The sequence below is a fragment of the Methylomonas sp. MgM2 genome, assembly GCF_054172045.1.
The window spans coordinates 54,633-75,845 of sequence record NZ_JBSYXO010000009.1; the positions used below are offsets into that span (position 1 = coordinate 54,633).

At 50.1% G+C, this 21,213-nt stretch carries 14 protein-coding genes and 1 tRNA gene; 14 read left to right on the top strand and 1 reads right to left on the bottom strand.

Annotated elements, in window-relative coordinates:
• The first annotated feature begins 135 nt into the window (after positions 1–135).
• From ACW73I_RS09090 to ACW73I_RS09120, 7 genes are all read left to right on the top strand, one after another.
• The gene (locus tag ACW73I_RS09090) at positions 136–1,608 is read left to right on the top strand and encodes a complex I subunit 4 family protein (RefSeq protein ID WP_458028957.1); all 1,473 of its coding nucleotides are present in this window, start codon (positions 136–138) and stop codon (positions 1,606–1,608) included.
• Positions 1,605–4,754, top strand: coding sequence for a DUF2309 domain-containing protein (locus ACW73I_RS09095; protein WP_458028958.1), 3,150 nt, complete (start codon positions 1,605–1,607; stop codon positions 4,752–4,754). Before ACW73I_RS09090 ends, ACW73I_RS09095 begins: the two co-directional genes overlap by 4 nt.
• Positions 4,751–6,325: a proton-conducting transporter transmembrane domain-containing protein gene (locus tag ACW73I_RS09100; RefSeq protein ID WP_458028959.1), complete on the top strand. Its 1,575-nt coding sequence runs from the start codon at positions 4,751–4,753 to the stop codon at positions 6,323–6,325. The genes ACW73I_RS09095 and ACW73I_RS09100 overlap by 4 nt, the downstream gene beginning before the upstream one ends.
• Positions 6,322–7,851: a complex I subunit 4 family protein gene (locus ACW73I_RS09105; RefSeq protein ID WP_458028960.1), complete on the top strand. Its 1,530-nt coding sequence runs from the start codon at positions 6,322–6,324 to the stop codon at positions 7,849–7,851. The genes ACW73I_RS09100 and ACW73I_RS09105 overlap by 4 nt, the downstream gene beginning before the upstream one ends.
• Positions 7,848–9,386, top strand: a complete 1,539-nt coding sequence (locus ACW73I_RS09110) for a complex I subunit 4 family protein (RefSeq protein ID WP_458028961.1) — start codon at positions 7,848–7,850, stop codon at positions 9,384–9,386. The genes ACW73I_RS09105 and ACW73I_RS09110 overlap by 4 nt, the downstream gene beginning before the upstream one ends.
• 145 nt (positions 9,387–9,531) lie before the next feature.
• Positions 9,532–10,164 (top strand): carbonate dehydratase, encoded by a 633-nt coding sequence (can, locus tag ACW73I_RS09115; RefSeq protein WP_458028962.1) that lies wholly within the window; start codon positions 9,532–9,534, stop codon positions 10,162–10,164.
• Between the two features lie 32 nt (positions 10,165–10,196).
• A complete protein-coding gene (locus ACW73I_RS09120; RefSeq protein ID WP_458028963.1) occupies positions 10,197–11,756 on the top strand; it encodes a SulP family inorganic anion transporter in 1,560 nt (519 codons plus the stop codon).
• A gap of 49 nt (positions 11,757–11,805) precedes the next feature.
• Here the strand turns inward: ACW73I_RS09120 and ACW73I_RS09125 are convergent, their stop codons facing one another.
• Positions 11,806–12,708 carry a lipase family protein gene (locus ACW73I_RS09125; RefSeq protein ID WP_458028964.1) on the bottom strand — a complete coding sequence of 301 codons (903 nt, stop codon included), beginning with the start codon at positions 12,706–12,708 and terminating at the stop codon, positions 11,806–11,808.
• 135 nt (positions 12,709–12,843) lie between these two features.
• On the opposite strand from ACW73I_RS09125, the gene clpB reads away from it, so the two are divergent.
• The 7 genes from clpB to ACW73I_RS09160 all read left to right on the top strand — a co-directional run bounded on the left by clpB (position 12,844) and on the right by ACW73I_RS09160 (position 20,678).
• Positions 12,844–15,417 (top strand): ATP-dependent chaperone ClpB, encoded by a 2,574-nt coding sequence (gene clpB / locus ACW73I_RS09130; protein ID WP_458028965.1) that lies wholly within the window; start codon positions 12,844–12,846, stop codon positions 15,415–15,417.
• A gap of 128 nt (positions 15,418–15,545) precedes the next feature.
• Positions 15,546–15,621: transfer RNA gene (locus ACW73I_RS09135), tRNA-Lys, on the top strand.
• Between the two features lie 144 nt (positions 15,622–15,765).
• Positions 15,766–16,911, top strand: a complete 1,146-nt coding sequence (locus ACW73I_RS09140; RefSeq protein WP_458028966.1) for a tyrosine-type recombinase/integrase — start codon at positions 15,766–15,768, stop codon at positions 16,909–16,911.
• A 166-nt stretch (positions 16,912–17,077) separates the two neighbouring features.
• Positions 17,078–18,514: a hypothetical protein gene (locus ACW73I_RS09145; protein ID WP_458028967.1), complete on the top strand. Its 1,437-nt coding sequence runs from the start codon at positions 17,078–17,080 to the stop codon at positions 18,512–18,514.
• A 607-nt stretch (positions 18,515–19,121) separates the two neighbouring features.
• Positions 19,122–19,778, top strand: coding sequence for a hypothetical protein (locus ACW73I_RS09150; protein ID WP_458028968.1), 657 nt, complete (start codon positions 19,122–19,124; stop codon positions 19,776–19,778).
• Positions 19,779–19,781: 3 nt separating this feature from the next.
• Entirely contained in the window at positions 19,782–20,096 is a 315-nt protein-coding gene (locus ACW73I_RS09155; protein WP_458028969.1) for a hypothetical protein, read from the top strand.
• A gap of 135 nt (positions 20,097–20,231) precedes the next feature.
• Positions 20,232–20,678, top strand: coding sequence for a DUF6399 domain-containing protein (locus tag ACW73I_RS09160; protein WP_458029043.1), 447 nt, complete (start codon positions 20,232–20,234; stop codon positions 20,676–20,678).
• Positions 20,679–21,213: the final 535 nt, after the last annotated feature.

Consider the following 21,213-nt stretch of genomic DNA (forward strand, 5'->3'; position numbering starts at 1 on the left):
TCGCTAAAAGACTTGATGCCGCGCTGAGTAAGGCCAATACTTAATGGTTGAAATAAACCAAAGATAAGAAAATTGGCCCATTTCAACCAAAAGCTTTAGAATGCAGGCCCAATCTGACTTAACATCACATTGGTAATGGCAATATTGAGCATGCTGCTTTGGACACCGGCCTTGGGCGCGTTAATGATTGTCCCAATCTCGGGAAATCGTGTTGGGCTGATTAGGTCTATCAGCTACGTAATGGCCTGTATTACCTTGCTATTAGTGTGTTGGCTATTGGTGGCATTCGATATCAATAGCAGTTCCATGCAGTTCAGTGAGTTTTATCCTTTAAATCCGAAACTGGGCAGCGCCTATGCGCTGGGTGTCGACGGTTTATCCATGCCGATGTTGGTCTTGGCCGCGTTGCTGTCCTTGATTGCCTTGTTGGCCTCGATTTCGATAAACGAGGGCGTCAAAGGCTATCACATCTGCATTTTGTTGTTGGAATTCGGCATGCTGGGCGTATTTATGGCTCAGGATTGGGCCCTGTTTTACATCTTTTGGGAAGTCACATTAATTCCCTTGTTTTTCCTGATCGACCGTTGGGGCGGCAAACGCCGGCATGCCGCCAGTCTGAATTTCGTTTTGTACACCATGGGCGGCTCGGTATTCATGCTGCTCAGCCTGCTGGCGATCAGCCAATACGACTTGGAACATCAAGGATCGTTGATGGTTTCGATGGGACAAGCGGCGCAAAACATGCCGGTAGTCGAACAAGTGCTGGTATTACTGGGCTTTTTACTGGGTTTTGGCGTGAAAATGCCTATATTCCCTTTGCACGGCTGGTTGCCCTTGGCCCATGTCGAAGCGCCTAGCCCTATCAGTATACTGCTATCCGGCATCCTGCTGAAAATGGGCGCATACGGTCTGTTACGTACGGTGGTCATGCTGCCGGTGGCCGCGAGCCTGCTGCAACCGGCCCTGGTATTTCTGGCCTTGTTCGGCATGATTTACGGCGGCTTACTGGCCTGGCGCCAGCGCGACCTGAAAGCCATGGTGGCGTATTCGTCATTGAGCCACATGGGCGTGGTTTTGCTTGGTATTGCCGCCTTGAACCAAACCGGCTTTACCGGCGCGATCTTGCAGATGACGGCCCACGGCTTGATTGCCGGCGCGCTGTTTTTGCTGGTCGGTTTGTTATACGAACGCACCCACACTCGCAATATTCAGGATTACAGTTCGCTGGTGCAAGTCATGCCGCGCTTCGCCGCCTTCACAACCCTGGCTCTATTGGCGGCGATGGGATTACCCGGATCGGTCGGCTTTATCGCCGAATTGCATGCTTTAATCGGCGGGTTCCAGCAGTGGGGCGGTCTAATGGCCTTTTTCAGTCTCAGCATACTAATCAGCGCCGCCTATGCGATGCGTACCATCGGCATGCTGTTCACCGGCCCGGTGAAACCGCAAATGCAACGAATTTCGGATCTGAAACCGGTCGAACTGATGGCATCGGGCACATTGGTGGCCGGGATTGTTTGGTTCGGTTTAATGCCGGCGCCGTTGATCGCCTTATCGAATGAAACAGTCCTCAGAATGCTGAGAGTCATTGGCGAGAGGCTGTCATGACGCAAGTAATGACTTCAGATCCGCAGGCTTTGAAACAAAGCATAGTCGACGCGATCCAGCATCTGGATCACGTATTGCCCGGTCAGGCGCCGATTCACGACTTCGTGCATCACAACACCTTACACGGTTTCCAGCATCTGCCGTTCGAACAGGCCTTGGCGGAGTTTTCGGCATTGACCGGCATCGATTGTTACTTGCCCGCCGAACAATTTCGCGGCTTTTACAAGCAAGGCCGCATCGCCGACGCCGACATAGACGCCGTCTTGGCCGAGCAATTCGGTTTCTCGGAAACGGCTGGCGATCGACAGCGACTTTACCGTTTGGCTCTGTTGTGCGATTTGGCGCCGATCAGCCCGGCGCAATGGCACTGGCACGTGCAGGAGCTTGACCTATTCGGCGACCCTGCCTCCAAACGGCTTTGGCAGAGTCTGATGGAGAAACTCGACATCCGGGCGCCGGAGCTTCATCCCGAACAGCTATTGGATTTGAGCGAGGAGCAACTCGAAAGCTGGCCGGACAGCCACAGCCATTCGATGCAGCTGCAAACCAAACAAGATATAGCGGCCTTCTTTGCTCAAGTCGGCGATCGTTTGACGCTACGCGGTTTGCTGCAAGCATTGACCGGCATCGATATCCTGGACAGCGTGCGTCCGCAACTGATCCGCTTAGGCGCCAGCGTGCTGGACGAAGGGCAAGCCGCGTGGCGTTTGCCGGAGCGCCAGTCATTGGGCCTGTACCAAGCCTGGCTGCGTTGCGCCGATTTCGACCTGCTGCCGGCGTTTCAGGAAATACCGGATTGGCAGACGCTGAAAGCTGCTTTGCCGGAAGACGCCGTCGACGCCATCATGCAGCAATTGCAGGCCCTGGGCATTCCTCCCGCACGTTGGCCCGGTTATTTGCGGCGCTTGGCTTTGGAACTGCCGGGGTGGTCCGGCTTGATCAACTGGCGGCAAACCCACCCGTCTTACCAGGCCGACGATGCCACCAAGCCGCAGTTGGCTGATTATCTGGCGATCCGCTTGTTCCTGGATAGACTGCAGCTACACGCGGTCTGCCGCGAACAATGGCGTTGCCAGGCCGGCCTGGACAAACTGCTGACTTATTTTGACAAACATGCGGCTGAATTCGCGGTCCGCCAAGCTTTATTTAACGGCGGCTTGCCGGAATATCTGGCACAATCCGCCCATGCGTTGTTGGCAAATTTCGCGACCAGTCCCGCGGCCTGGCAAGCATTGGCCGAACGCATTTGGACCTGGCGTCATAGTCCATTGGCCGACCGTAAAGATCAACCGAGCGCTTTCAACCATGGTTGGCGCCTGTTCCGCCTGTGCAAGGAATTGGGCTTGACGGCGGCCGATATACAAGCGCTCGACAAAGAGCAGTTAATGAGCTGGTTAAACATCATCGACGGTTTCGGTGAAGCCGAGCGCAGCCGGGTCTGGTTGGAGGCATACGAGCGGCATTATCAACAGGATTTATTGCAAGCCTTGTACGCCAATCGCGGCCGCGGTCGCTGGGCCCAACGCGAACAACGGCCGGAAGCGCAAATCATCTTTTGCATGGACGACCGCGAAGAAGGCATACGCCGCCACTTGGAGGAACTGAATCCGCGGATAGAAACGCTGGGGGCGGCCGGGTTTTTCGGCGTGCCTATGAATTACCAGGGTCTGGACGACAGTAAACCGACGCCTCTATGTCCGGTAGTGGTCGTGCCGTCGCACGAGGTTCGGGAACTGAGCCAACATGCGTCGCTGCAAGGTCACCGGCGAGGCAACAAGCTGAAGCAAGATATGGCCTATCTGCTGCACCACGGCCTACGCCGCGATGCCTTGCTAAGCATGCCGTTAATTCATGCCGTAGCCCCGCTGGCCTTAGGCGGCTTGCTGCTGAAAAGCCTATTCCCGAAAAGCCAACAAAATTTGTTGGCGGCCGCCGCCGCGGCGGTCGTGCCGGAAATCGATACCCGCTTGCAATTTACCGCAAGCGACGATGACGGCCCGGCGACGCCCGAACAGCCCCGACTGGGTTTCACTGACCGGGAACAGGCCGAGCGCGTCGCGGCCTTCCTGCGCAATACCGGCCTGACTTACGGTTTCGCCGAGTTGGTGGTGCTGATGGGGCACGGTTCCATGAGCCAAAACAATCCGCATCTGGCCGCCTATGACTGCGGCGCTTGCAGCGGCCGCCACGGCGGGCCGAACGCACGGTTGTTTGCGGCGATGGCCAATCGTCCGCAAGTGCGCAAACTGTTGGCCGAACGGGGTATTGCCGTGCCGGACGACACCTGGTTTGTCGGCGCCGAGCACAATACCTGCGACGAAGGTATCGCCTGGTACGACCTAGCCGATGTACCCGCCGCCCGCCAAGCGGCGCTGGCAAAATTTAGCGGCGAGATGGCCCATGCCCAACGCATGTCCGCGCACGAACGCTGCCGCCGCCTGGCGTCCGCGCCGCGAAAACCCAGCCCCCGGCAAGCGTTAAAGCATTTTCTGAATCGAGCCGGCGACTTTTCCCAAGCCCGCCCGGAACTGGGTCACGCCACCAATGCCGCGGCTTTGGTCGGCCGCCGTTCGTTGAGCCAAGGCGCATTTTTCGACCGGCGCTTGTTTTTGATTTCTTACGACCCGACCCAAGATCCGGACGGCAAGACATTGGAAGGCCTATTACTAGCCGTCGGTCCCGTCGGTGCCGGCATCAACCTGGAATATTACTTTTCCACGGTCAACAACGAGCGATTGGGGTGCGGGTCCAAGGTGCCGCATAACCTAACCGGCTTTTGTGCGGTGATGGAAGGCGCCGGCAGCGATTTACGCACCGGCCTGCCGAAGCAAATGATCGAAATCCATGAAGCCATGCGCTTGCAGCTTGTTGTCGAAGCCAAAACGGCGGTATTGGAACAAATTTATGCCGGACAGCCAAGCATACGGGAATTGGTCGGCGGCGGATGGCTGCATTTGAGCGCCAAAGACCCGGACAATGGTGAAATATTCGTATTCCGGCGCGGCGTGGGCTTCGTGCCTTGGCAAGCCCAAGATCGTGCGTTACCGCTACGCAAGAATTCGCCGGATTGCTACCGGGACGAAACCTTGCCTGTGCCGCCGATGTTGATTGAACAACCCGTTTTAGCCGCAGCCGCTAGCCGATGAATATTTGGATTGTGTTTGTCCCTTTGCTGCCGTTATTGGCTTCAGTTACCATTGGCGGCCTACATTTTTTTAGAATAATCGACGACGAATGCGGCGAAAAAATCACCGCCCGCATTGCAGTGTGCGCGATTAGCCTGTCGTTTTTGATTGCTTTCGCATTATGGCTTGCCGACCGGCTTGGACTGATGGCCAGGCCTGAGTTTGCCGGCGATTGGATCAGGCTGGGCGGATTGACTATCGATTTCAAATTGCATGGAACGGACTTTAATCTGACGCTAGCGGCATTGTTTGCCCTGTTGCTGCTGATCGTCATGCGCTTCTCGGTGAACTATCTGCACCGGGAATCCGGCTTTCACCGCTTCTTTTTCTTGTTGAATCTGTTTGCGTCCGCAATGCTGCTGTTGGTGTTGTCCGGTAACGCCGTGTTTACCTTCGTCGGCTGGGAATTGGCCGGTTTTTGTTCTTACTGCTTAGTCGCTTATGCCTACGACCGGCCGGTCGCCGCGCAGAATGCCACCCGGATTTTTGTCACCAACCGGGTTGGTGACGGCGGTTTCATTTTGGGCATCGCATTGGCTTTGATCTGGTTGGAAAGCGCCGACTGGCAGGTCATCAATGGAAACGCCGGCGAACTCGATCGCGGCGATGCCGCCTTGCTGGCTTTGAGCTTCGCGTTGGCCGCCATTGCCAAATCGGCCCAAATACCGTTCACGCCCTGGCTGGGGCGGGCAATGGAAGGCCCTACGCCGTCCAGCGCGATTTTTTATGGCGGCGTGATGATACATGCCGGTGTGTTTTTGCTGATTCAACTAAGGCCTTTATTCGAACAAGCGCCGCCGGCCATGGACGTGTTGGCCGTAGTCGGCGGGCTGACCGCGGTTTACGGTTATTGGGTCGGTCTGAGCCAAACCGACATCAAGAGTTCGCAAGTGTTTGCCACCTCGGCCCAACTGGGTTTGATGTTTTTGGAATGCGGCTTGGGGTTATGGACCTTGGCTGCCTGGCATTTATGCGCCCATGCGGTGGTGCGGTTTTATTTGCTGCTGAGTGCGCCGTCATTGTTATACGCCACGCAAGCACGGCCGATCAAAACAATCTCTCCTGTATTGGCGAATTGCCGTTGGGCCTTCATGGCTTCGCTGCAACGGGGTTGGTTGGAGCCTGCTCTGGACTGGTTGCTGGTGAGGCCGGTACAACAGTTGGCCAAGGATATGCGAGGCATCGATGAGCAGGTCATCGACCCGGTTCTCGGTTCGCCCGCTCCGGCCATCAAAGCCGTCTCGTCGTTGGCGCAATGGGAAGAACAGCGCATGGGCGCCAATTTGGACAGCGAGGAAGACCGTTTTGCAAAAGGTAGCGGCCTGGCCGGCAAGCTGGCGCAGTGGACGGCAGCCTTGATGAGTTTGTTCGAATATCACTTCATTTTGCGCGGTATCGGCCGGGATTCGATTCATTTGGGTCGGCGCTTGGGCCGGGCGGCCAATCGCTTCGAACAATTGCTGTTGAGCCCGCGTTATCTGGCTTTATTTGTGTTGATTACGCTATTGGTGGCGCTGGGGTACGCTTCATGACCGATATCGCTTATTGGCCATCAGAGACCTTTTTCCCATTATTGAGTGCGCTGACATTGGTGCCGTTCCTGACCATGGCCGGTGTGCTGCGGGCCGGCGCTCAATATAGGTGGTATTTAGCTTTCGGCGGCGCACTCCTGAATGTGTGTTTGAGTATTTACCTGTTGCAAGTGTTCAATGCCGATGCGCCGGGCATACATTTGGCGGAAAGCCTGAATCTGCCGGGTATCGCTTATCGTGTCGGCGTCGACGGCACCAATATTTTGTTCATCCCGCTGGCGGCTACTTTAGGTTTGTTGGTCTTGGTTTACACGCTGATTACCCGCCACCGCGACGACAAGCTGTTTTTGGCCTGCCTTTTAGCTTATCAAGGCATCATGATCGGCGCCTTCGTCGCCTTGAACGCCATGCAATTTTGGTTTTGGTGTCTACTCGAATTGGTTCCGGTGGTATTGCTGACCTCATCGGCGGGGACCGGCGCGATACGCAAGCAAGTGGTCAAAACGGTATTGCAATACTGGATATCGGGTTTGAGCATGAGTTTAGCCGGATTCTTATTGCTAAGTTTCGGTTTGATGCAGCAAGGCTTGGACTTAAGTTTCGATTGGCTGGTCTTAAAACATCACAATCTAGCGATCCCGAATGAAACATTAATCTTCATTCTGCTGTTCTTCGGCTTTGCGGTGCGGATGCCCTTATTTCCGTTTCATGCCTGGCTGCCATTGCTGGCGGAACACGGCACCGCGGCTAGCGCGGCGATTTTCCTGCATGGTTTGAAGTTGGGTATTTATGCGGTAATCCGCTTTATACTTCCGGTGGTGCCTGCCGCCGCCGCGGAATGGGCGCATTTCGTAGTCAGCCTGGGGTTGATCGCGATTTTCTACGGGGCTTTGCTGGCGCTGATGCAGATCAACATGCGCCGTTTGTTGGCATTTGCGGTGATTAGCCACATAGGCATGTTGATTATCGGGGTGTTTTCGTTCAACGATTTTGCCCTGGAAGGCAGCATCTTGTTATCGGTAGCCTATGGCCTGGCGACGGCCGGCATGTTGTTTAGCATCGGTTTGATTTACGAGCGGACTCGTACCTCGTTTTTGCCGCGTTTGGGGGGATTGTTCGAAACCAACTCCACGATCGCTTTACTCTTTCTGATTTCCGCACTCAGCACCATGGTGATGCCGGGTACGCCGGGCTTCGATGCCGCCCATTTGATGATAGAAGGTACGATAGAGGAACATGGCTGGTTGATTGCCATCGCTATTTTACTCGGTAATGTCATGGCGGCCGGTTTTTTACTGTGGGCCTTTCAACGTTTGTTCATCGCCCGCCCGAAACGCTGGGTTCAACCATATAGCAGCTTGCATCATCCGGTGTTGAAAGAGCGCATCATCGCCGTAACGATTTGCGGGCTGCTGATCGCCACCGGTTTTTATACGACGCCCTGGCTGAAATTTATCGACCAGGAAGTCAGCGAAATCGGCGAATTCTATCCTGAGCATCAAGGCCACCGATCAAATCGACCATGAATGATAGTTTTCCATTATTGACGCTGTGCTTGATCTGGCCGTTGTTCGGTGCAGTCTTGTTATTGTTTTGTATCAATCCTTTGCAGGCCAAAAGGCTTGCCCTGCTGATAGCCGGATTCGAATTATGTTTTACTTTGGCGGCCGTCCGGCGTTTTGACTCCGCAATCGCTGATTTTCAATTATTGGAAGTCGTGCCTTGGGTGCCCAGCCTTAATATCCATTACCAATTGGGGGTTGACGGTATTTCCATTTTATTTTTACCGATGACGGCGCTTGTGACACTGATGGCTTTGCTCGCCAGCTGGAATATGATTCAGCAATTGAGTCGTTTTCATTTGGGGCTGATGTTGGCATTAGAAAGCGTTACGATCGGTGTGTTTACCTCGCTGGATTTGATGTTGTTTTTCCTATTCTGGGAGCTGACCTTGCCGCCTATTTTCTTTTTGATCGGGCTCTGGGGGATAGGTGCGGAACGGCGTTACGCGGCGATGAAATACACTTTATATATGTTGTTTGGCGGCGTGCCATTGTTGTTTGCGATTATCTTGTTGGCGCTGGATCATGCTCAATTCGTCGGTGGCGGTATTCCGCAAGATTTGGCGTTTAGTCTGCCGGAACTTTTGAAACATCCCGCCGCTTCCGAAACACAAGGCCTGGTGTTTTTATTAATGTTATTAGGCTTTGGCGTCAAAGCACCGCTATTTCCATTTCATACTTGGTTACCGACGGTGGCGATGGAAGCACCGGCACAGCTCAGCGCGTTGTTGACCGCTTTAAAATTGGGCGTGTACGGCATTGTCCGATTTGCAATTCCACTGTCGCCGTCTGCAGCGATGGAGTATCGTTGGTTATTAGCCATCCTTGGCGCAATCACCCTGATTTACGGGGGCTTCATTGCGCTGCAACAAACCAATTTACGCCGTTTGTTGGCCTATTCCAGTGTGAGTCACGTAGGACTGGTGTTAATCGGTATCGCTTCGTTTACCTTGTCCGGCTTGCAAGGCGCCATCATGCAGTTGCTAAATTTCGCCATCGTTTCCGGCAGCTTGATGTTGATTGCCGGGATGCTACAGCTGCGCTTAGGAAGCAACGAGCTCGTGCACCTGGGTGGTTTGGCCAAGCCCATGCCGCGTATGACCGTGCTGTTTTTTCTGTTTGCGCTGTCTAGCATAGGCCTGCCTGCGACTAATGGTTTCCCGGCGGAGTTATTGATTTTTGTCGGCACCGTGCAAGCGTATCCGGTATTGGCTTTGATCGTGTTATTCGCCGCGGTGATTGGTGCCGCTTATATGTTGGGCTTTGTCAGACGGTGTTGGTTTGGTCAGATAACGCACGAGGCTGTTGCCCGTGTCCAGGATATAAGGCCGCGCGAAATGATTTTACTGGCCCTGCCCGCGATTTTGGTATTGGTTTTAGGCGTTTATCCACAGTGCTTATTCAATAATCAGCACGCGAGCATATCGGCCTGGGTGCAGCGTTTGAATCTGCCGGCCTTGCGTTCGCTGGAATTGGCGGCAATCCCAACCGGAGACTGAATATGGTTACATCATTTAAAGCCAGAGACTTGAATGCGAGCGTAAATCGCCATGAAAAATCGATACCTATGTGGCGCCGTGGTTGAACAATCCCTGTCGCACTTAATCTACCAATTTACTCCCACTTTAAAAAAGGACGGTAACCATGCACACCCCCGCGAAATTATTGCTTGAAAACAAAGCTTGGTCTGAAGAGGTTAGCAGGAAAGATCCGAACTTCTTCAAACAATTGGCCAAAGAGCAAAAACCCGATTTTCTATGGATAGGATGCGCCGATAGCCGTGTGCCGGCCGAAACGGTTGTCAACGCGCAGCCGGGTGAAATCTTTGTACACCGTAATATTGCTAACCAAGTCATCATCACCGACTTCAATTGCCTGAGCGTATTGCAATATGCTATTTCGGTGTTAAAGGTCAAACATATCATCGTTTGCGGCCATTATGGCTGCGGCGGTGTCAAAGCAGCCATGCAGCCTCAGAGAGCCGACTTGGTCATTACCAATAAATGGTTGTTGCATATAAAAGATGTATATCGCCTACATCAGGATGAATTGGAATCGATCGACCCGGCCAAAAAGATTAACCGTTTAATTGAGTTGAATATCATCGAACAGGTTTATCGGCTTGCCCATTCTTCGATTGTGCAATCGGCCTGGACGCATGGCCATAAACCGACGATACATGGCTGGGTTTACGGATTGGAAGATGGTTTAATCGAGGAATTGATTAAACTCGACCATAACACGCAAATACATCCGATTTACCGGTACACCGATTAATATCAACTTACACAATAGACTGGAAATCCATAATGACATCCAAAGTACATTATTATCTGGCGGATTTACGGCATGATATTCCGGCCAGTATTGTCGTGTTTCTAGTTGCGCTACCTTTATGCTTAGGTATCGCCTTGGCGTCAGGCGCTCCGCTGTTTTCCGGAGTGATAGCCGGCATTATCGGCGGTATTGTCGTCTCTTTGGCCAGCGGGTCGCATCTCAGTGTCTCGGGGCCGGCTGCCGGTCTGACGGTTATCGTATCTAACGCTATTGATACGCTGGGAAGCTTTTCCGCTTTTTTATTGAGTTTGGTGATTGCCGGTGCTCTCCAATTGGTATTGGGGTATTTGAAAGCCGGTTTGATCGGTGCATTTTTTCCGGTTTCGGTTATCAAAGGCATGTTGGCCGCAATCGGTTTGATTTTGATCATCAAGCAAATTCCGCATGCCACGGGTTACGACGTTGATTTTGAAGGTGATGAGAGTTATATGCAGGAGACCGCCGAGTCCAGTTTTTTCGAGGTGATTGATGCATTAGAAGGCATTACCCCCGGCGCGACGGTAATAAGCGGTGTTTCCTTATTCATCCTGATAATCTGGGAAAGTAAGTTGTTCAAACGGATTAATATCTTGCAATTGATTCCAGGGCCATTGGTGGCTGTTGTTTGGGGAATCGTTTATAACGGCCTGGCCATGCGTTATGCGCCGGAATGGTCTATTAATCAGAAACATTTGGTGACTTTGCCGGAATTAGGCTCTGCGACGAATTTCATCAACCAGTTGCAGATGCCCGATTTTAGTTATATTGCCAATCCGAATATCTTTAGCATCGCCGTGACCTTGGCCGTTATCGCCAGTTTGGAAACCCTATTGAGCATAGAAGCGGTCGATAAATTGGACCCGCATAAACGCATAGCGCCGACCAACCGCGAACTTAAAGCGCAAGGATTAGGTAATATTATCAGCGGTATGATCGGCGGATTACCGATTACCGCGGTTATCGTACGTAGTTCGGCTAATATAAACGCGGGCGGTCAAACCCGTTTATCCAGTTTTTTTCACGGGATACTCCTGTTAAGCAGCGTGGTGTTTTTGGCTGAGTTCTTAAACACGATACCTTTGGCCTGCTTGGCGGCAATACTGTTGCAAACCGGCTATAAATTGGCCAAGCCCAAGCTATTTGTCGAGTTTTTCCACAGAGGCTGGAATCAGTTTTTGCCGTTTATCATTACTGTCGTCGCGATTTTGATATCCGATTTACTGATAGGCATCACGATCGGTATGGTAATTGGGATTTTCTTTGTGTTGCGGGCCAATTTCCATGAAGCCATGACCCTGACTGTGCATGGTTCCCATTGTTTGCTACGCCTGCATAAAGACGTGTCGTTTTTGAATAAAGCCTTGTTGCGTCGGCACTTGAGTTCTATTCCAAATGATGCCGAATTGATTATAGACGGCAATAAAGCGCTATTCATTGATCAGGATATATTGGAAACCATTTCAGACTTTATATTGGCGGCACCCGATAGGGGCATCAGCGTGGAAATACAAGGCTTTAATGCTTATTGCTTCTCGCCGAGCGCTGACCATTGATCCGGGGTTTTATTGAAATGGTGTCGATAGACTTCGGCCTGTGTAGCCTTCATTGATTTAGATTTTTCCAAATACCGTAGGCGTAGTTAACGACGGCATGGTCGACCAATTTGCGAAATAGCAATCTCGAACTCAGCCAGGGAACGGGGCGGACTTGGAACGGATATAAGAAGCGCGCTTTAAATTGGTCGCGTTCGATAAAATCCTGGTGCGGTTCGGTATGTAAATTTCCACCGCCGTCGAAATACTGCAAGATGCCGCCATGTTGGTAATCGAATAGACCCTTCAAAGGGATTTGGGTGACCAGATCGCAGCAATTGGCAAAGCGGTGGAAATTCATGTTCTGAAAGCTGGCGCAAAATACGCTGTCGCCAACCCGGGGCGAACCGAAATCGTATATTCCGGCTGGCTGAAGGTGTGCTGCGGCGACCATTGCCAAGGCCGCACCTAAGCTATGGCCGCTGATCCATAGGGCTTTGTGTCGATTCTGTCTGCGTTGCAATACCTCCACGAGGTGCTGCCAACAATCTCCGCTCAATGCCTCATAAAAACCGCTGTGTACTTTACCTTTGCCGGGAAAATCAACCAACGGTAAATTGGCGTCTGTCAGGATATCTTGAATCACGTCGGGTTCCGTGCCGCGAAACACCACCATCACAGCCTCATCATTCGACACGATAAGCGCTTGAGTATCTTTGATCAATTTGCCTTTGCTGTCTTGTTCTTTTCTGTCGTCTATGAAAGCTTCGAATGTTAGCCCCATGCGTTCCAAAACCGGAATTGCATCGGCTTCGTCGTAATATGCCAGTTGACTGAGGTTGCACAGCCACCAAGCATTCGTTAACGATAGCTTTTCGGCGTGCGGTTCAAAAGCCCAATCGGGATTATGCCCCACAAATACGGGTAAACGTTCGGCATGAAAAACGGCATCGCGCGTATAGTTTGCTTGCATAAAACGTTCCCCTTGATCCCGTGTGCTAGTCGCCAAAGTTTAGACAAAATTGACTCGATTGCGATAAACCGACTTGAAAAAACAAAATAGTTCCTCATCTCAGCGGCAAGATCATTTTATTTAGAGGTACACAGCATGAGAATGGATAAACTCACCAGCAAGTTCCAGGAGGCTTTAGCCGATGCGCAGAGTTTGGCGCTGGGCAAGGATCATCAATTTATCGAGCCGTTGCACGTCATGTTGGCGTTACTCGATCAGGAAGGCGGAAGCACCAAACCTTTATTGCAACAGACCGGCATTCAAGTCAACACATTGCGCAATGAACTAGTCAAAGAAATCGATCGGTTGGCTAGCGTGTCCGGTTCCGGTGGCGACGTGCAAATTTCAAACGAACTATCACGCATGCTCAACTTGACTGATAAGCTGGCGCAAAAGCGTAAAGATGCTTTTATCTCCAGTGAACTGTTCGTGCTGGCCGCGCTTGAGACGAGCGGTACCTTGCAAAATATCTTGAAGCGCTGCGGGGTAACGGCTTCCGCGGTTGAAAAGGCCATAGATAACATGCGCGGAGGACAGGCCGTCAACGATGCCAATGCAGAGGATCAGCGTCAAGCCTTGAAAAGGTATGCCATCAACCTGACCGAACGCGCCGAACAAGGCAAACTGGATCCGGTGATTGGCCGGGACGATGAAATTCGCCGCACGATTCAAGTTTTACAACGGCGTACTAAAAACAATCCGGTTTTGATCGGAGAACCCGGGGTCGGCAAAACCGCCATCGTGGAAGGCTTGGCGCAACGCATCGTTAACGGCGAAGTGCCGGAAGGCATCAAAGGTAAGCAATTACTGGCGTTGGATATGGCGGCATTGATTGCCGGCGCTAAGTTCCGCGGGGAGTTCGAGGAGCGCCTCAAGGCCGTATTGAACGACATCGCCAAATTAGAAGGTCAGGTGATTCTGTTCATCGACGAATTGCATACTATGGTTGGCGCCGGTAAAGCCGAAGGCGCGATGGATGCCGGCAATATGCTGAAACCGGCATTGGCCCGCGGCGAATTACACTGCGTTGGCGCAACGACGTTAGACGAATATCGCCATTACATCGAAAAAGACGCGGCCTTGGAGCGGCGCTTCCAAAAAGTGCTTGTGGACGAGCCCACCGTGGAAGATACGGTAGCGATTCTGCGCGGCCTGAAGGAGCGCTACGAGATTCATCATAGCGTCGATATTACCGATCCTGCCATCGTTGCCGCCGCAACCTTGTCGCATCGCTATATAGCGGACCGTCAACTGCCGGATAAAGCCATCGACTTAGTCGATGAAGCAGCCAGCCGTATTCGGATGGAAATGGATTCCAAACCGGAAGCGATGGATAGGCTGGATCGACGGCTAATCCAGTTGAAAATCGAGCGGGAGGCCATGAAAAATGAAAACGACGCGGCCTCGAAAAAGCGCTTGGAAACCTTGCAAGAGGAAATCGCCGGGCTGGAAAAAGAATATTCCGATTTGGACGAAATCTGGAAAGCCGAAAAAGCCGCATTGCAGGGTACGGCGACAATCAAGGAAGGTTTGGAGCAAGCGCGCTTGGAATTGGAGGCCGCGCGTCGCAGCCAGGACTACACGCGGATGTCCGAGCTCCAATACGGTGAAATTCCGAAATTGGAAAAAGAACTGGATTTGGCTTCGCAGGCCGAAATGCAGGAAACCAGGTTGCTGCGCAGTAAGGTGACGGAGGAAGAGATTGCGGAGGTTGTCTCCAAATGGACAGGTATCCCGGTATCTAAGATGATGGAAGGCGAACGCGAGAAATTGCTGCGCATGGAAGAAGAATTGGCCAAAAGAGTAGTTGGCCAAACCGAAGCCTTGAAAGCCGTCAGCAATGCGATTCGGCGGTCCCGCGCAGGCTTGGCGGACCCGAACCGTCCGAACGGTTCCTTCCTCTTCCTCGGCCCGACCGGGGTCGGTAAGACCGAACTCTGCAAAGCCTTGGCCGAGTTCATGTTCGATACCGAGGAAGCGATGGTGCGCATCGATATGTCCGAGTTTATGGAAAAGCATTCGGTAGCGCGTTTGATCGGCGCTCCTCCGGGCTATGTCGGTTACGAAGAGGGGGGGTATCTAACCGAAGCGGTTCGCCGCAAGCCGTACTCCGTTATTCTGTTGGACGAAATCGAAAAAGCCCATGTTGAAGTGTTCAACGTATTGCTGCAGGTATTGGACGATGGCCGCTTGACCGATGGCCAGGGTCGTACGGTCGATTTTAGGAATTGCGTGGTAGTGATGACTTCAAATTTAGGTTCGCATGTCATCCAAGAGCTGGCAGGCGAAGAAAACTATGCGACGATGAAAGATGCAGTGATGGAAATCGTCGGTCAGCACTTTCGACCTGAATTTATCAATCGTATCGACGAGGCCGTCGTGTTCCATCCGTTGGGTCAGGACCAAATCCGAGCCATTAGTAAGATCCAGATCGGGCTATTGCGCCGCCGCTTGCAAGAGCGCGATATCGATTTGGAAATCAGTGAACCGGCTTTGGCCTTGCTCGGCGAAGCCGGTTTCGATCCTGTTTATGGCGCGCGGCCTTTAAAACGTGCTATACAACGACAGCTGGAAAACCCGCTCGCCAACGAAATTCTTTCCGGGCGATTTATGCCGGGAGATGTCGTTAAGGTAGACAAGGCTCCAGATGGGTTGACGTTTAGTAAGTAACTCGGTTAACTTAGAGTAGAGAGCCGGTCAGAGATCTGTACGATCTAACCGGCCCTATTTGTCTTTAACGAAACTGTAAAAATATTTGCTAGGCTAAAAAAATCGGGTATAATGGCGATTCAATTGAAGGGTCGTTAGCTCAGCCGGTAGAGCACCGCACTTTTAATGCGATGGTCGAGCGTTCGAATCGCTCACGACCCACCATCAACTTCTCTTGTTAATCAAGAGGTTATCAACCAAAAGCCATCGGTTGAAGACGCTTTAAACTCCAGCAGTGCACAACAAAATGCACAAATAGTGCATATGAAAATTTGCGCACTGTCAGTTTAACGTTTTTGGACCGACAACATGGCAACAATTCGCAAGCTTCAAAACGGTCGCTTTCGCGCCGACATTCGTAAAAACTACACTTTCATCCAAGCTAAAACCTTTTCTTCCAAGAAGGTTGCTGAGCAATGGGCTTCTGACTTCGATGCAAAGCTGGATGAGATTCTATCACTAACTCCATCCGAAATTAGCAATCTCACTCCTGATCAGGTCGAAAAGTTTGGTGGCAGAGATGTTTTTTCCAAACTTGGTATCGAACTGGACTTTTTAACCTTTCATGAACTCGTTGATGAATACATTTCCAAGTGGAATAAAAAAGACGAGAACCAAATACCTCGCGCACTCTACTGGCAAGAGGTTTTCAAAAGCAAACCCATCAAAGCCATTACATCACCAGATGTTCGAAAAGCCCTCGATCATTACGCAAAAGGCAAGGTACTCAAAGGATTTGGGCCTGGAAAGTCGGTAGAAATTAACAAGCACCGTTCCAGTAATACGGTATTACGTCAAAAGGCTGTTCTGTCCAGCATCTTCAAATATGCGGTCAAGCGTGGCTATCTCGACGAAAATCCCGTCGAAGGCGTTTCTGTTGATTCCACTCCAAACGAAATTGAACGCTTCTTAAGTGACAAAGAGCGGGAAAATTTACTGATAGCATGCCAAAAATCAACTTGGAATAAAATGTATTTGCTGGTGATGATGGCAATCACTACGGGCATGAGAAAGTCGGAAATCCTAAATCTCCGTTGGTGTGACATTGACTTTGAGAAAGGCCTTGCCAAGTTGGCCACGACTAAAAATGGGTCGCGACGCATAAACCCGATTCCTGCACTAGCAATGGATGAATTGGTGAAATTTCGGGAGCAAAGCAAAGGCCTTATATTCTCTTCGCCTTCTAACCCAAATCAACCTTTCAACTTTCGTGTTCAGTGGAATAAATCATTAAACCGTGCAGGCATTAAAAACTTCCGTTTCCATGATCTAAGACATACGGCTGCGAGTTATCTCGTTATGAATGGCGCCACTTTGCATGAAACTGCCGAACTACTAGGGCATAAAAGTACCCAGACCACCAAACGATACGCTCATTTATCCACGGATCACAAAAGTGCCCTAGCGGAACGAGTTATGAATAAGGTGTTTAGTGATAATCGGAATCAGCCTTAAATTGGAATGATTAACAGGTTGTTGATAGCTAGGGAGTATAGGCTAATATAACTAAGCAAATAGAGCTAATCTATTTCGTAATGCACTATAGAAAAATCTGTTCCCTTTAGCATGAATAGCCTGTTATTCGCGTAGCAGCATATAATATATGAAAGGAGTATTGGTCATGACGGATCACTCTTCGGTACCCACTAAGCCTGAGTTCGACGAATTAGAACGTGTATTAAAATCTTTATTTAAAAAGCGCAATGGATTAACCCCGCCACCTTCAGAGACAGTTCTTAGCATTCTTAATGACACCGCAGGGCGACTGAAGTATATAGTTGAAAGCCGGGAAAAAATTGTAAACGATGAATTATTTAAGTTGAAGGCTTATCAATGGCTTTTCAAAAATGCTTGCTTTGAAATGGCAATCAGTGTTTTTTGGCCTAAACCGAAAAAGGATAGAGAATATGATAAGAATGCGGTTAAAAGATTAAAATTATCTGGCATTAAGAAAAGCCAAATAAATAATTCATCAATTGTTCATAACGAAGCTCACTTGGATTTCTTGAATTACAAGGTTAAGACGCTTAAACGATCAAAGAGGCGAGACTGTGTAGTTAATCTAAGAAAAAATATACGTAGGTTTTATGACACGGAATGGCAACGTGAGCGCTTTATCTTATTCTTGCTTCCTTTACTGAAGGAGTTCTTTTATGGAGAAAGCGAGCACAATAAAGCCATGTCAATTCCATCTAAAGAAGTAAGTAATAACATAGAAGGAGCTTTAACAAAGCTGAATCAGGTGCAAGCCCCTGTTAACGAGTTAAGCCTTTTAGATAATTACATATATAATAGGTTAGAAGTTGCTGTTGTGTTTTTGGATATAGCCAAAAAAACAATTAATTCTAAATATCCTGAATATCAAATAAAAAAAGATTCGGATTACATAAAATACCGGCATTTTGTATTAAGAATCCTTTACTACTTCTTAAAGAAAGAAGGTTTTCTATTCAATGATGGTGTGCGTTTCAAGTCGTATCAAATATCTTCGGAAACACTAGGATTATTTTACTCCAGTACTGACGTTAAGGTTGATTCTGATACTGATACTGATACTGATACTGATACTGATACTGATACTGATGACTTAATTTCGGATGAGCATCTAAAGCCAACCGGCAAGGAAAAATCGCTTTATAAGCCAATTGCTATTATTCTAAATAATAACAATGGATTAAAAAAAATAAAACTATCTACTGTGGACGAATTCTGGAATAAAGTGAAGGGTTGTGATCTTACTGTCACCGATGAAAGGCTTGTAAAAATCTGGAGTTACGACAATAGATTTCTTGGTAAAAAAGTAGCAACCAAAAAATATCCTGCTTCTAAGGTTATTGAGGTTATTGAAAGATTAGTTGAGTTTTTGTCGCATTTTGAACAGAAGCCTGATTCGACTTCTGAGCCCAAAAGTGGTTTGGCTACTAAAGATGTCCGTGAACTGGTATGGAAAGAAATATATAAATTTGCCATAGATAATGAAATTTGCAATCGAATTAGTAATGGAATCGAAGTCCCTTCGCGCGACGATAAAAAGTCAATTATCTCTATTGTTTGTTAATGTCTATTGTTAATAACGTGGAACATGCCATGAATCCGTATCCTAATGCCTACGCTTTAGATGAGTTGCGCGTCAATCAGAAACGATCGCCCTTCGGATTCTTGATCTAGGAGATCCATCGCAGTTTTGAATGAGCGTTTAACTCATGAGTCCTGGTCCAAATGCACTGGTTGCAGGTATATTGTTGCAATTATCCATTTGCATGCTGGTCAGGAGAAATTGTAGGAAACCCAATCGGTTATCGAAATGGCACCGCTGGCCGCCCATTGTAAGAGTGATGGCCCAAATTCTACCATTTCGGATGATTCTGGATACAAACCCTGCGGCCGGCAAGCAAGCCAAATTAACGTTCACCTATTAATCGATTCGTCCTACATGTTAAACATATCTACCAAACACAAAAGCTAACCATAATTCGCGTACACCGGATTCTTACATTGGTGATCAATTTATTCACTGAGCAAGAGCGCCGGCCAGTTTATCATTTTTACACATTCGGGCTTCCCACCTAAGCCGGGACAAAAACAAGCACCCGTTGCCCAGGTCTGCATCATGAGTTAATGACTAAAAAAACAACACAACGCCAGAAATCCGAGCAAAGGGCCGATTGATTATCAATGAACAGATAGCCGGTAGCAAGAAAAGCCTTCGGCAACTGTCGGCCCGGCTCAATCGGTCGAAAAGCAGCGTCCATCGGCATCGGCATCGGCAAGCGCAAGCCCGGCGCAATCAACATCCGGAGTCGGCATTCTGGGAAACCGAAGCCGGAGAGGCTTGGCTACAACGATTGATGGTTGCGGTGCTGTACTGTTTTGGTCTGGAGTGCCATGTCGGCGCAGACAAGTTATCGCGCTTTTTCGAGCTGATTCGGATCGACACCCATGTCGGGGTATCGGCCTCGCCCTTACGCCGGCAATTGAGCCGGATGGAAACCCAGCTACCCTTGTTTCAGCAGCACTGCGCAAAAGAACCCGCAGATCGAACCCATTCAGCGGTGGTTGCGATGGATGAAACCTTTTTGGGCGATGAGATGATCCTGGTGCTGTTGGACCTATCGTCCGGCTACTTGATTCTGGAAGAGCTGAGCCATGATCGTCGCTTCGATACCTGGTTCGAGAAAGCGATCCCGCGACTGAAAGCCTTAGGCATTGACGTCAACCACGCGGTCAGCGACCGGGCCAAGACCTTGATCAAGCTGGCGATTTATGGCTTCGAGTGCGCGTTCGGTGCCGACGTTTTTAATGCTCAACAGAATGTCGGCTGATGGTTGGGTACGACATTGGGCAGGCGGCACGAACGCGCGAAAAGCCAATTGGAAACGGCCGAAGCGCTGTTGCAACAGAAACCCGACGACAACCTTGCCGAGCTGATGAAAGTCGTTGATGCGGAACGGGACTATGAAGCGATACACGATGTGCAGGCCGATTATCACGACAATCAGGCGGGTATCGCCGAAGACGTGCATCCTTTTTCGCTACAAACCCAGGACATTCAGCGGGCGAAACAGATGGTGTCCAGTTTGGAACAGCGGGCTCAGGCCTTCGAAACGCTTGCAACAACGCAGACTCGAAACAAACGATGAAAAAGTTTCGCAATCAACTGAATGACCTAGCCGCCAATGTCGAAGCGTGGTGGCTCCTGGTCATGGAAATGCTGGCCGGTCTTGCGGTGGATGAAGCCACGCAACACTGGCTGATGTACTGTTGCCAACGGTGTACTGGTATCAACAGCTGCACAAAACCCAAAACAAACAACGGGAAAATACCGCCAAGCTTGGCAGCAAGCCGTACAGCGTTTCCAAGCGGGTGCTTTCACGCCAACCCTGCCGGAAAGCGAATTACAGCGCTGGCTGGAATGGGCCGAATGGATGGCGTGGCAGTTTCATCGCAGTTCATCCACCGTCGAGGGGCGCAACGGCTATTTATCACAGATGGTCTACACAGGCCGCGGCTTAAGCGAAAAAAGATTGCGGGCATTGACGGTGATTCATAACTACGGACTCAAACGCGTTGACGGAACAACGGCAGCGATGCGCTTGTTCTGCAGGGATTTTCCGGATTTGTTTTCATGGTTGCTTGCCGAGATGGACGTGCTTCCATTGCCCAGAAAAGGCCGCCAACGCGTAAGTCATAACCCTTTGATTCTGCAAAGTGTCCCGGCTTAGGTGGGAAGCCCACATTAGATATTTAGCCTGGCCAATTGAGTCGTCTACATGATTCACTTAAAATATGATGTGTCGCGAACACCATGGCACCGACTAGGCAGGCCATGACCATAGTGACGATTTAGTCCAATTATTAGTGGCGAGAGAGATAAAGCCACGATCAAAACTCGGCAACTTTCTGATTGCTATCAATTGCCTCATCAGCATCCTCTGTTTTGAAGCTTATCTTTTATAGATAGCGCAAATCCAAGCATTAGTCAACCCCACTACTTCGTAAATAAGGCGATTATCGAGGGGTGCCGCCCCTTCAGCAACCTGGATAATGCCTCAGTAATTGATGTACTGAAGGAACAAGCCAATGGCAGAGAAATACGAAACCAATAAAGATGCAGTAATCAACATTACAACTGTAAAAGACTTTGTCGCGTTATATCCGGACTTGTTTACCGAGCGGCAGATCAATTGGTTAATCAAAACACGCAACAAGAACGGTCTTCAACAGTTCGACGCGATACTAAAAGTGGGGAGGCGCTTA

What these genes read in the sequence shown, in the direction of transcription:
- ACW73I_RS09145 (WP_458028967.1), top strand. Translation starts at nt 17,078, where the DNA reads ATGACGGATCACTCTTCGGTACCCACTAAGCCTGAGTTCGACGAATTA.
- ACW73I_RS09120 (WP_458028963.1), top strand. Translation starts at nt 10,197, where the DNA reads ATGACATCCAAAGTACATTATTATCTGGCGGATTTACGGCATGATATT.
- ACW73I_RS09105 (WP_458028960.1), top strand. Translation starts at nt 6,322, where the DNA reads ATGACCGATATCGCTTATTGGCCATCAGAGACCTTTTTCCCATTATTG.
- ACW73I_RS09125 (WP_458028964.1), bottom strand. Translation starts at nt 12,708, where the DNA reads ATGCAAGCAAACTATACGCGCGATGCCGTTTTTCATGCCGAACGTTTA.
- ACW73I_RS09110 (WP_458028961.1), top strand. Translation starts at nt 7,848, where the DNA reads ATGAATGATAGTTTTCCATTATTGACGCTGTGCTTGATCTGGCCGTTG.
- can (WP_458028962.1), top strand. Translation starts at nt 9,532, where the DNA reads ATGCACACCCCCGCGAAATTATTGCTTGAAAACAAAGCTTGGTCTGAA.
- ACW73I_RS09140 (WP_458028966.1), top strand. Translation starts at nt 15,766, where the DNA reads ATGGCAACAATTCGCAAGCTTCAAAACGGTCGCTTTCGCGCCGACATT.
- clpB (WP_458028965.1), top strand. Translation starts at nt 12,844, where the DNA reads ATGAGAATGGATAAACTCACCAGCAAGTTCCAGGAGGCTTTAGCCGAT.
- ACW73I_RS09095 (WP_458028958.1), top strand. Translation starts at nt 1,605, where the DNA reads ATGACGCAAGTAATGACTTCAGATCCGCAGGCTTTGAAACAAAGCATA.
- ACW73I_RS09090 (WP_458028957.1), top strand. Translation starts at nt 136, where the DNA reads ATGGCAATATTGAGCATGCTGCTTTGGACACCGGCCTTGGGCGCGTTA.
- ACW73I_RS09100 (WP_458028959.1), top strand. Translation starts at nt 4,751, where the DNA reads ATGAATATTTGGATTGTGTTTGTCCCTTTGCTGCCGTTATTGGCTTCA.